Origin of the sequence: Nostoc sp. (genome assembly GCF_036917615.1) — a bacterium.
GTDB lineage: Bacteria > Cyanobacteriota > Cyanobacteriia > Cyanobacteriales > Nostocaceae > Nostoc.
Genome location: NZ_JBALCZ010000017.1, coordinates 51,173 through 62,480 on the forward strand (window position 1 = coordinate 51,173; position 11,308 = coordinate 62,480).

Here is an 11,308-nt window from a genome sequence, read left to right on the forward strand (position 1 = left end):
TTAGAGCCACATCAAGTGAATTATTCCTCCACTGGTTGTTGACTAGAAAATACTGGAGCGATCGCGCTTAATTTTAACTCTGGATGGTCACCCAGTAACTGTTGACAATTCCATTCATTTCGGAATAGCAACACTGGGCGTCCCATACTGTCTTTAACTGTAGTGGTATTGAATATCCGTCCCACCTGTTCTAATGCTTCCCAACCACCCTCAACCCAACGGGCGACACTGTAGGGTAATACCTCTAGTAGGGTTTCTACGCCATACTCGTTTTGTAAGCGAAACTGCACCACCTCGAATTGCAACTGACCCACCGCCGCCAAAATTGGATCGCGCTTGGCTTCATCAGTTGAATACATAATTTGCACAGCACCTTCTTCTCGCAATTCCGCAACGCCTTTTTGGAATTGTTTAGACTTCGAGGGGTTGGGATTCCTGAGAGTCGCAAACAGTTCCGGCGAGAAATACGGAATCCCCTCATATTCCAGCTTTTGTCCCGTGTAAATTGTATCCCCGATCGCAAAAACACCGGGATTGTTCAAACCGATCACATCGCCAGGATAAGCCACATCAATTGATTCCCGCTCTTGGGCAAAGAGCTTTTGCGGGCGAGACAGACGGATGAGTTTACCGATGCGGGCGTGATTCACCATCATATCTTTTTCAAACTTGCCAGTGCAGACCCGGATAAATGCGACGCGATCGCGGTGCTTCGGGTCCATGTTCGCTTGCAGTTTGAAGACAAACCCCGAAAACTCCGGGTATGTAGGAGGAACTTCGCCAACACTGCTATAGTGAGAACCGGGTTTGAGGGCATAGTCGAGGAAGTACTTGAGGAATAACTCTACCCCAAAGTTAGTCATGGCGCTCCCAAAGAACACAGGCGTCATTTTACCTTCGTGTACCAACTGTAAATCTAGCTCTGGTCCAACTCCTTCTAACAGTTCTAAATCATTTTTCAGTTGGTAGTAGAGTTCTTGTTCTAGCTGCTCTTCTATTCTCGGATCACCTAATTCCACTATTGTATCAAGGGCTTCTCGGCTGCCGTGGGCGCTACGTTCAAACAGGTGAATTTGTTGCTTGTGTCGGTCAAAAACACCTTTAAAGCGATCGCCCATACCAATTGGCCAGTTTACCGCATAGGTTTGCAATCCCAGTTCTTGTTCAATTTCATCCAACAGTTCCAGAGGTTCCCTACCTGGACGGTCGAGCTTGTTGACAAATGTAAAGATCGGGATACCCCGCAACTTACACACTTCAAACAATTTGCGGGTTTGGGGTTCCAAACCTTTTGCTGCATCAATCAGCATCACTGCATTATCGGCGGCGGCAAGGGTGCGATAAGTATCTTCACTGAAGTCTTGGTGTCCAGGAGTATCTAATAAATTTATTTGACAGTCCCGGTATTCAAATTGCAACACTGTGGACGTAATGGAAATACCCCGTTGTTGTTCCATCGCCATCCAGTCAGAGGTAGCTTTGCGCTGTGCCCGTCGTGCTTTGACCGCTCCAGCTTCGTGAATTGCACCTCCGTACAGGAGTAGCTTTTCTGTTAGTGTAGTCTTACCCGCATCGGGGTGAGATATAATCGCAAAGTTGCGGCGAAGTTCAACTGCTTGAATAAGTTCAGACTGAAGTTCAGTAGACATAAGTGTATTTGTTTGTTAGTTAGCTTAATTTTTTTTGACTCTGGCAAGTCTTTTAATCTTAAGACAACGATGCTCGTGATAGGGTCGTAATATAATCAACAATCTGACTAAATAGGAGAAAGCAATGTACGACACAGACAAGCGAAAGCTTTTATCTGCCTTGTCTCATGGAGCCATTTTTTTTAGTACAACAGTGGTATCTGTAGGTATACCTATTGCCATACTGCTGGTATCTGATGATCCTATTGTTAAAGAAAACGCCAGAGAATCCATTAATTTCCACTTTAATGTCTGGCTTTATGGAGGGATTCTGGGAGCGCTGTTTTTTCTATTCGGTTGGTTAGTGTTACCTCTATTATTGCTGGGACCACTAGCCGGTTTGGGATATCTATTGCACTGGGGATTAACAATTTGGGCACTCATCGGAGTTTTCAACAATCCTGATATACCCTTCCGTTATCCCTACATTTTCCGAGTTTTTTAACAGAAATTATGGTATTCGGTAATTAAAAATTACCAACTTCAGAAAAATGTTTCCCCATTAGCCAATTTTTGTAATTGATTTGGTGGAATTTGCTATCTATGTTGTTTTTTTTCTAGTCCGTCGGATAGATGCAACCAAGCTGTAAAATACAAAATTGCCCCACAGCTTGATTAAGAGTAGGGCAAAGGACAGTTAAGCACTGTTTGTAGTCTGTCTGACGGCAGGAAAGTTTTAGCCTGCTTTTGTGACGCTTTGTTTTGTGTCCATTTGCGTTGTTTTTTGTTATAAAATTTTATGTTTCCTATACATCGCCCCCGTCGTCTGCGTACTCATCCCCAACTGCGCCGGATGGTTCGTGAAACTGTTTTGACAACAAGCGATTTAATCTACCCACTATTTGCCGTACCAGGTGAGGGAATCGCTAATGAGGTGAAATCGATGCCCGGAGTCTACCAACTTTCGGTAGATAAAATTGTCGAAGAGGCAAAAGAAGTTTACGACTTAGGAATTCCCTCGATTATTTTATTTGGTATTCCGGCTGATAAAGATGTGGATGCCACTGGTGCTTGGCATGATTGCGGTATCGTCCAAAAAGCAGCGACTGCGGTAAAAGCAGCAGTGCCAGATTTGATTGTAATTGCTGATACTTGTTTGTGTGAGTACACTAGCCACGGTCATTGTGGTTATCTGCAAGTTGGTGATTTAACAGGACGAGTTTTAAATGACCCGACTCTGGAATTGTTGAAAAAAACAGCGGTTTCTCAAGCGAAAGCCGGTGCCGATATCATCGCCCCTTCGGGAATGATGGATGGCTTTGTCCAGGCAATTCGTGTGGGTTTGGATGAAGCAGGATTTCAAGACACACCGATTTTGTCTTATGCTGCTAAGTATGCTTCGGGTTATTATGGGCCCTTTCGGGATGCAGCAGACTCGACACCGCAATTTGGGGACAGAAGAACTTATCAAATGGACCCAGGTAACGCGCGTGAAGCCCTTAAAGAAATTGAACTGGATATTGCTGAAGGTGCTGATATGCTTATGGTGAAGCCAGCTTTGGCATACATGGACATTATCTGGCGTGTGAAGGAAGCGAGTAACTTACCAGTAGCGGCTTACAATGTTTCTGGTGAGTATGCGATGGTGAAAGCTGCGGCTCTGAATGGTTGGATTGATGAGGAGCGGGTGGTTATGGAAACTTTAACAGGGTTTAAACGGGCTGGTGCAGACTTAATTTTGACTTATCATGCCAAAGATGCGGCGCGATGGTTAAAGTAGGCTAGGCTTATTAAATAATAATTTAGTGGGAAATCTCACACAGAGGCGTAAAGATACAAAGTTGTGTTTTGGTGTCTGGGTGTGAGATTCTTTGTTTATGGCTATTGCTATGTTTGCGGTTTTTGCTCGCCTACCAAGTTCAATATAAGGCTAAAAAGACTTTTTCGGTTTAAGTAACTTCAAATAAAACACGAGGTAATCCTGACTGACGAATAATAGATCGCAAAGTACCGATGCGTAACTCTTCGTAATTAGGGACAGGAACAGTAATTGTTGAGTCTTCGGTTTGCATCTGCATAATAATATGACTACCACGCTGGCGCACTTGTACAAAGCCGTTCTCCTCTAGAATGCGGCAGACTTCTCTAGCAGAAAGAACACGCAGTTTACCCAATATTTATCTCTAAGCGTGTAACAAAAACTTCTGTGTGCAGCCTTTGCTGAATTTCAGAAGGATCTGCTGTCTCAAAGAATAATTCTAATGCCTCAATTAGGTTATTCCGTGCTTCTTCAATTGTGTCACCTTGGCTGGCGATATCGAGTTCGGGACAGAGGGATACATAGCCATCCCTTTCGCGCTCAATGATAGCAGTGAATTGTGTTGTTTGCTTCATTTTTGTCTTGAGTACAGTAGGTCTATCAATCTTGATAGTAACTGCGATGCTTGCGGTTTTTCGAGTGGGTGTTATGGGGATAGCGAGGATAATTCGATAACTTGTGTGTACAGCGTAGCCTCCCGTTAAGAAGCGTGAGAACGAGAAAATCAAGGTTTAATGAAGAAGTTCGTTGCAAAAACAGAAACCACGACCGTAAACTCTGACCACACCCATAAAATCAACATAAAGTTTCAGCAAGATCCCTGAGGACAATTAAATAATTTACTAATAAGCGGGATTGGTTCCGGCAGGAATAGGGCTGTCAATAATCACTGATTGAGGTTAAAAATGATGGGGAGTGCAAAATCTCAGTGGGTTTTCTGGTGCTTGCTACCAAAATTTACCCGCTACAGTTTAACTTTGTTGCTGAGTACGGTTTTGTTGTCTGAGTCGATGGGGGTAACAGCAAGCACTCATAGATCAACATCTATGACCAGCAAGAATGCGGTTACACAAACAAAAAAAGATATCGCCGCAAGACCTTTGAGTAGAAGTTTGTTAATAGCACAACAGCCACAAGCCCCTACTAAACCTAACTCCCCAAAGGATCAGGGACTAGGATTGTCGTCAGAAGAGCAACAAAAACTAGAGCAAGCAACACCCTATGTAAAGGCTAAGGTGAATACAGCCTTTGCTCGAAATCATCAACTGTTTGATGAAGCTATGAAATTGTTTAATCAAGAAACAGGAAAATCTCGGCGACAAGCAATTGCTAAATGGGAAGAATTACTCAAAATCTGGCGGCAAAAAGATATAAGAGCTACTATCCCAAAGTATGCTGGCTTTATAGAAGCTGCAATACTGCACAATATAGGCTCAGATTACAGTCTTCTGGGTGAAAACCAAAAAGCACTGGAATATTTTAACCAAGGGTTAGTTATTCAACTTCAACCTAAACACCGCATTATAAAAGGTAATATACTCTCGGGTATCGCTAGTGTTTACTCTGGTTTTGGCGACAAGCAAAAAGCAGTAGACTATTACAACCAAGCACTATCAGTGTTTCAGGCTGAAAAACAAGACTCTTCAGCTGCTAGGACATTTAACTCAATTGCTCAAAACTATAAGGATTTGGGTCAGGCACAAAAGGCAATTGACTTTTACAACAAAGCGTTGGAGATTCATAAGAGGAACAAAGAGCTAGAGCAGCAAGCAAGTATACTTCAGCTTATTGGTGTAACATACTATGATTCATTAGGTGATTACCAGAATGCACTTAAGTTTTTTAATCAGGCACTAGAGATCCAGCGTCAAAGGAAGGATTTACTTGGGCAAGCTGAGATTCTCAGCCAGATAGCCTCAATCTACAACTTCTCAGGCGACAAGCGAAATGCATTAGCATCCTTAGAAGAAGCACTACAGCTACAAAAAACAGCACTGGTAAAACTGTCTGAAGCTAATAATGGCTTGCTCACACAAAGCAGTGTTCTTTCAAGTATTGCTGCCACCTACGTTTCTTTATATGATTTTCAGGAAGCACTGAACTACTTAAATCAAGCGCGAACGCTCAGTCAAAAAATAGGGGATCGGAGTTTGGAAGCGTTGGCACTTTCCTCAATCGCATATGTCTATAGTTCATTGGGTGAGAAACAAAAAGAGCTAGACTCTCTCAACGAAGCTTTGGCACTAAACCATGCCATTGAAAATTCAGCAGCAGAAGCTAAAACGCTCAATGATATTGCCGGAACTTATCTTTCAACGGGTAAACCACAGCAAGCACTGGACTATCACCACAAAGCACTAGATATTCAAAGACGGCTAAAACTTCTCCCTGAAGAAGCGAAAACCCTCAAAGATATGGCTCTAGTTTACAGTTCATTAGGCGACTATAAGCAAAGTCTTAAAACAAGTGAGCAGGCGTTAAAAATATTTGAGCGGTTAGGCGATCGCAATACGGAAGCCATAACTCTTAATGATATGTGTAATGTCTCCCGCAAAGCTCAAGATTATAAGCAGGCGTTGGATCATTGTAACTCCGCACTGAATTTGAGCCATGAACAAAAGTATTTCTCGTCGGAACAGAACGCACTGGTTGGGTTAGTTAAGGTTTACGAGTTATCGAAGCATTATCCTCAGGCGTTAGATAATGCCAAGAAGCTTGAGGTATTAGCTAGCCAACAAAATGACAACTTTCACAAAGGTGTAGCCTCATTCTTTTTGAGCAGAGTATATCTGGCATCGGGTGAATATCAAAAAGCCCTCGAATCATCCAAAGAAGGGCTATCAGCGTGGCACAATATGGGGTTTCGCTTGGGAGAAGCAAACTCACTTGACTACTTGGGTAAGATTTACAATGCTTTGAAGCAACCGCAGCAGGCAATTGATATCTACAATCAAGCACTAGCGCTGCGGCATAAATTAGCGGATAAGGTAGGCGAAGCTGACACACGATACAATCTTGCTGTGACAGAGCGCGATAGAGGTAATCTTCAAGATGCCCTGACTCAAATTCAAACCACAATTAAGATAGTAGAAGATATACGCACCAAAGTTAGTAACGAGGACTTGCGTACTTCCTACTTCGCCACAGTGCAAGATTATTACAAGTTTTACATCGACTTGCTGATGCAGTTGCACAAAAAAGACCCATCCAAAGGATACGATGCATTGGCACTGCACATTAGCGAGCGATCGCGCGCCCGGGGTTTGGTAGAATTATTAACCCAAGCTAACGTAGATATCCGTAAAGGTATTGACCCCAAACTCTTGGCAGAAGAACGCCAATTGCAATGGCGAATTGATGCCAGAGACAAGCAGTTATCAGAACTATTGAGTAAAAAAGAATCTCCAGTCCAACTGGTAGCAACCACAAAACAACAAATCGAAGACTTACTAAAGCAACAGCAAGATTTAAAGGCCAACATCCGCGCTAATAACTTTGAGTATGCCGCACTGAAGTATCCTCAACCGCTCACTTTGCCCCAAATTCAACAACAATTAGATCAAGGTTCTCTATTATTGCAGTATTCTTTAGGTAAAGAACGCAGCTATTTGTGGGTAGTTACGCCCAATTCTCTCAAGAGTTATGAACTTGCTAACTCAGAAAAGATAAACAAGGCGGCAACAAATTTAAAGCAACAGTTAACACGTCCACTCATCGCTGGCGCATCCCCAGAGGAACAAGCCCAAGCTGTGACGGATACTACTAAAGCTGCTCAAGAACTCAGCCAACTCATCATTGCGCCTGTAGCAGGTCAGTTAGGTCAAAAACGCTTGGTGATTGTCGCTGATGGGATTTTGCATCAAATTCCATTTGCGGTGTTGAGTGACCAAAATAGGCAAGGGAGCGGGGAGCAGGGAGCAGGGGGAGGGGTCAATTATCAACCTTTACTGATGAATCATGAAATCGTCAATCTGCCTTCTGTCACCAGTCTGGCGACCCAAAGACACCAACTCAAAGGGCGGAAAATGGCACCTAAAACTATAGCTGTCCTCGCTGACCCAGTATTCAGCGCTGATGATAAACGAGTCACAGGCAAAGCACCACAAACTTCTTCATCTCTTGATATTGAAGAAAATTCTGCCCTGCAACGGTCTTTGAAAAACATTAATCGTAGTGGTTTAGATAGACTTCCAGGTACGCGCCAAGAAGCTGAGGTGATTCTAAAAATGGTGTCACCTTCCGAGAGTTTCCGGGCTTTTGATTTTAATGCTAACTACAATTTGGCAACTAGCAAACAACTCAATCAATATCGTCTGCTGCTGTTTGCCACTCACGGCATTTTCGATGACATGAACCCGGAATTATCAGGAATAGTCACATCACTGGTAGACAAACAAGGTAAAGCCCAAAAAGGTTTCTTGCGCCTCAACGATATTTTTAACCTTGACCTTCCCGCAGAGTTAATAGTGTTAAGTGCCTGTGAAACTGGTCTGGGTCAAGAAGTAAAAGGAGAAGGATTAGTGGGGTTGACAAGAGGATTAATGTATGCAGGTTCACCACGAGTGATTGTTTCTTTGTGGAATGTCAATGACCAAGCCACATCATTATTAATGGAAGAGTTGTACAAACAAATTTTGCAACAAGATAAATCACCTGCTGTTGCTCTGAGGGAAGCGCAATTGAAATTATGGCAACAGAAAGATTGGCAAAATCCCCGCTATTGGGCTGCTTTTAGTCTGCAAGGCGAATGGCGAAATAATTCCTAATTCGTAATACTCGCTTTAGAAGCGAGAAGCAAGCTACGTAATTCGTAATTAATGATGAATTTGGAAGTATCAATTAAGTAAGGAGTTTTATCAATGATTAAAAAGCAAACTTTTGCTTTGTTTTTCGCTCTCTTTATCGCTGGAATGTTGGGTTTTACAACATTGGGTGGTTGGGTATCTGTCCAAGCGAAAGAACAGACGCAAACGCCAGAAAGTAAGCCACCAAAATTTACTAAATTTGAAGATGCTGGTCAATTGCAACTGTCAGGAGATGGCAAGCCTTTTAAACCTTCTGGGTTGAACCAATCTGAAAAACCCTATGATAAAGACCGAGCTATTATTAACTGGGATGATCGTATTCCTATGATTAGTAGAGAATATCCTTGGTCAACCATTGGGCGGGTGCAAGGAACAACTGCTGATGCTAGAAGCTATCATTGCACGGGAACTTTAATTTCTGAAAATCTGGTTTTAACAAATTCTCACTGCGTTATTGATCCCGAAACTCACCAATTAAGTAAAAAAATTCTGTTTCTGCCAAACCTCATTAATGGTGTTGTACCAAGTAAAAACGATATAGCCTTCGTAGAGCAAGTTACTTATGGTACAGACTTCACTACTAAGGACAAGATCAAAAATCAAATTAATGACTGGGCTGTTATGAAAATTAATAAGCCTCTCGGTCGGAAGTACGGTTATTTAGGATGGGATTCTCTACCTTCTTCAACTCTAATCAAAAACAAGAAAGAATTCTTCTTTGTAGGCTATTCTGGTGACTTCCCTAACCCTGATAAAAAAGGCTATGAGTTTCTCTCTGCTGGTCAAGGTATGACTGCAAGCTTCCAGGAAGAATGTAGTATTGTCCAGGAGCAGCAAGAAGTACTGTTACATGATTGTGACACTACAGGTGGTTCTTCTGGTGGCCCAATTATTGGTTTAGTTGGAGGTGAACCATATATTATGGCCCTGAACAATGCTGAAATAACAGACGCTGCTACAAATCGAGGGATAATCAACCTGGCGGTAAAAATCGATTTCTTGGATCGTTTGTTTGCGAAAAATTAATTCTTAGTGAATTGGTGGGTTATGACTCCACCTAACCCACCCTACAAAAACCTAAACTGAATGCCCAGATACCCGACTTATCACCAAAAGTCGGGTATCTATATTGATAAGGTTCGTTTGTCTTGTTGGAGAAGGTTTAAGCTTGCTTTCGTAGTCTTTCTAAGTTTTGTTGATGCAACTCTGGGAAGTTTTCTAAATCATCTATTGACTGTGGTGCAGGAAAGATTACAGCGTCTTCAGAGGTGAATCTATCTAGATAAGTTTGAAAAGCTTCATCATCTTCTCTATGGTCAAGGATATATTGACGCAATTGGGCACGGGGCATTGTCATAAAATCTAGCTTACTCATACATATCTCCACTTCCCGTCTAGGTAAATTATAATTTCATTTTCTTCACCAGCGAGAATTACAACATTTTTTGTTCGTTCATCGATTCGCACTAAAAACACAGGTAAATACATTTTGGTAGCCCAAAAAGTTAAGATGAACAACGTTTTCAATTGTTCTACAGTAGGCATATTTAAATTATTGCCATAACAGATTTTTTCCTCTAGCGTGACTTCAGTCAGGTTGGGATCTTTAAACTGTGAAGTTTTAATGTATTTTATACATTATCTCTAAATTTTATTACATAGATAAATCAGCAGCATTTGGCAGAGTGGAGGCGATCGCTCATAAAACCTCTAAAATCTAAATTAAATAGCTTTGATATAGTTATGGCAATTCCTCGCTCTATGCTTGGGGCGGCTCGTTTAAAAAACCAATCTCTAACTAGTGCGATCGCTCACGGTATTTGCGACAGCAGCACGATAAAATTCTAAAACCATAATCGTACTAAAGGTCTAAATGGCAGAAACACTATTCTTCAACGCCTTGCGGGAAGCCATTGATGAAGAAATGGCACGTGACGCCAGCGTATTCGTTCTCGGTGAAGATGTAGGACACTACGGCGGTTCCTATAAAGTTACCAAAGACCTGTACCAAAAATATGGCGAACTCCGCATTCTAGACACCCCCATTGCCGAAAATAGCTTTACCGGCATGGCAGTGGGAGCAGCGATGACTGGGTTGCGCCCCATAATCGAAGGCATGAATATGGGCTTTTTATTGCTGGCCTTCAACCAAATAGCCAACAACGCTGGGATGCTGCGCTATACTTCTGGCGGTAACTTTAAAATTCCGATGGTAATTCGCGGTCCTGGGGGTGTGGGACGGCAGCTAGGTGCGGAACATTCTCAGCGACTGGAAACTTACTTTCAAGCTGTGCCAGGGTTGAAGATTGTTGCCTGCTCCACACCTAGAAACGCCAAAGGACTACTCAAATCAGCTATCCGCGATGATAACCCGGTGTTGTTCTTTGAACACGTTCTACTTTACAACTTGAAAGAAGATTTACCAGAAGAAGAATATTTACTACCCCTAGATAAAGCAGAAGTTGTACGTCAAGGAAAAGATGTCACAATTATCACTTATTCGCGGATGCGGCATCATGTGCTGCAAGCGGTAAAAACTTTGGAAAAACAAGGTTATGATCCAGAAGTTATTGATTTAATCTCCCTTAAGCCATTAGATTTTGATACAATTGGTGCATCAGTACGTAAAACCCATAAAGTGATTGTTGTGGAAGAATCCATGCGAACGGCAGGCATTGGAGCAGAAGTCATCGCCTCAATTAACGATCGCTTATTTGATGAATTGGATGCGCCAGTACTACGACTTTCTTCCCAAGATATCCCCACGCCTTACAACGGCAATCTGGAACGACTAACAATCGTCCAACCAGAGCAAATAGTGGAAGCTGTGGAAAAAATGGTAGCATTGCGGGTTTAAAAGTTAGGAGTTAAAAGTTAGGAGTGAGGAGTTAAGAATTTTAAAGCATGAGTCTTAACTCCCAATTCTGCCAATTTTAGATTTTTCCTTCAATCCAAAATTCAAAATCTAAAATTGAATGACTCTCAACTCATAACTCATAACTCATAACTCATAACTCCATAAAAGAGCGCTATTATAGCCTTTGTCAGTTGCGAGT

10 protein-coding genes are annotated in these 11,308 nt (G+C 42.2%); 5 read left to right on the forward strand and 5 right to left on the reverse strand.

Translation table 11 applies throughout. The features are described from left to right. Positions 1 to 20 precede the first annotated feature (20 nt). On the reverse strand, positions 21 to 1,649 hold the full coding sequence (prfC, locus tag V7K85_RS04865) for a peptide chain release factor 3 (protein WP_334811524.1): 1,629 nt from the start codon (positions 1,647 to 1,649) through the stop codon (positions 21 to 23). A gap of 124 nt (positions 1,650 to 1,773) precedes the next feature. On the opposite strand from prfC, the gene V7K85_RS04870 reads away from it, so the two are divergent. Together V7K85_RS04870 and hemB are read left to right on the forward strand one after the other, a co-directional pair. Next, positions 1,774 to 2,133, forward strand: a complete 360-nt coding sequence (locus V7K85_RS04870; protein ID WP_334811525.1) for a DUF4870 domain-containing protein — start codon at positions 1,774 to 1,776, stop codon at positions 2,131 to 2,133. Positions 2,134 to 2,427: 294 nt separating this feature from the next. Beyond that, the gene (gene hemB, locus V7K85_RS04875; RefSeq protein ID WP_334811526.1) at positions 2,428 to 3,408 is read left to right on the forward strand and encodes a porphobilinogen synthase; all 981 of its coding nucleotides are present in this window, start codon (positions 2,428 to 2,430) and stop codon (positions 3,406 to 3,408) included. 169 nt (positions 3,409 to 3,577) lie between these two features. Here the strand turns inward: hemB and V7K85_RS04880 are convergent, their stop codons facing one another. Together V7K85_RS04880 and V7K85_RS04885 are read right to left on the reverse strand one after the other, a co-directional pair. Then, the gene (locus V7K85_RS04880; protein ID WP_273763866.1) at positions 3,578 to 3,802 is read right to left on the reverse strand and encodes a type II toxin-antitoxin system HicA family toxin; all 225 of its coding nucleotides are present in this window, start codon (positions 3,800 to 3,802) and stop codon (positions 3,578 to 3,580) included. Then, the gene (locus V7K85_RS04885) at positions 3,795 to 4,022 is read right to left on the reverse strand and encodes a type II toxin-antitoxin system HicB family antitoxin (protein WP_334811527.1); all 228 of its coding nucleotides are present in this window, start codon (positions 4,020 to 4,022) and stop codon (positions 3,795 to 3,797) included. The genes V7K85_RS04880 and V7K85_RS04885 overlap by 8 nt, the downstream gene beginning before the upstream one ends. 471 nt (positions 4,023 to 4,493) lie before the next feature. Between V7K85_RS04885 and V7K85_RS04890 the strand changes: the two genes are divergently transcribed. Beyond that, positions 4,494 to 8,213 (forward strand): CHAT domain-containing tetratricopeptide repeat protein, encoded by a 3,720-nt coding sequence (locus tag V7K85_RS04890; RefSeq protein ID WP_334811528.1) that lies wholly within the window; start codon positions 4,494 to 4,496, stop codon positions 8,211 to 8,213. Between the two features lie 93 nt (positions 8,214 to 8,306). Further along, positions 8,307 to 9,278 carry a trypsin-like serine peptidase gene (locus tag V7K85_RS04895; protein ID WP_334811529.1) on the forward strand — a complete coding sequence of 324 codons (972 nt, stop codon included), beginning with the start codon at positions 8,307 to 8,309 and terminating at the stop codon, positions 9,276 to 9,278. A gap of 136 nt (positions 9,279 to 9,414) precedes the next feature. Here V7K85_RS04895 and V7K85_RS04900 read toward each other — a convergent pair whose 3' ends face one another. Both V7K85_RS04900 and V7K85_RS36365 read right to left on the reverse strand, forming a co-directional pair. Continuing rightward, entirely contained in the window at positions 9,415 to 9,627 is a 213-nt protein-coding gene (locus V7K85_RS04900) for a DUF6887 family protein (RefSeq protein WP_334811531.1), read from the reverse strand. Beyond that, the gene (locus V7K85_RS36365) at positions 9,624 to 9,797 is read right to left on the reverse strand and encodes a DUF6888 family protein (RefSeq protein WP_442940543.1); all 174 of its coding nucleotides are present in this window, start codon (positions 9,795 to 9,797) and stop codon (positions 9,624 to 9,626) included. Before V7K85_RS36365 ends, V7K85_RS04900 begins: the two co-directional genes overlap by 4 nt. Positions 9,798 to 10,125: 328 nt before the next feature. Here V7K85_RS36365 and V7K85_RS04905 point away from each other — a divergent pair, with 328 nt between their 5' ends. Further along, positions 10,126 to 11,109 (forward strand): alpha-ketoacid dehydrogenase subunit beta, encoded by a 984-nt coding sequence (locus V7K85_RS04905; protein WP_334811532.1) that lies wholly within the window; start codon positions 10,126 to 10,128, stop codon positions 11,107 to 11,109. The last annotated feature ends 199 nt before the right edge of the window (positions 11,110 to 11,308 follow it).

Excerpts from the sequence above, each read along its gene's own strand:
- V7K85_RS04870 (WP_334811525.1), top strand. The coding sequence starts at position 1,774 with ATGTACGACACAGACAAGCGAAAGCTTTTATCTGCCTTGTCTCATGGA.
- V7K85_RS04900 (WP_334811531.1), bottom strand. The coding sequence starts at position 9,627 with ATGAGTAAGCTAGATTTTATGACAATGCCCCGTGCCCAATTGCGTCAA.
- hemB (WP_334811526.1), top strand. The coding sequence starts at position 2,428 with ATGTTTCCTATACATCGCCCCCGTCGTCTGCGTACTCATCCCCAACTG.
- V7K85_RS36365 (WP_442940543.1), bottom strand. The coding sequence starts at position 9,797 with ATGCCTACTGTAGAACAATTGAAAACGTTGTTCATCTTAACTTTTTGG.
- V7K85_RS04890 (WP_334811528.1), top strand. The coding sequence starts at position 4,494 with ATGACCAGCAAGAATGCGGTTACACAAACAAAAAAAGATATCGCCGCA.
- V7K85_RS04885 (WP_334811527.1), bottom strand. The coding sequence starts at position 4,022 with ATGAAGCAAACAACACAATTCACTGCTATCATTGAGCGCGAAAGGGAT.
- V7K85_RS04905 (WP_334811532.1), top strand. The coding sequence starts at position 10,126 with ATGGCAGAAACACTATTCTTCAACGCCTTGCGGGAAGCCATTGATGAA.
- prfC (WP_334811524.1), bottom strand. The coding sequence starts at position 1,649 with ATGTCTACTGAACTTCAGTCTGAACTTATTCAAGCAGTTGAACTTCGC.
- V7K85_RS04895 (WP_334811529.1), top strand. The coding sequence starts at position 8,307 with ATGATTAAAAAGCAAACTTTTGCTTTGTTTTTCGCTCTCTTTATCGCT.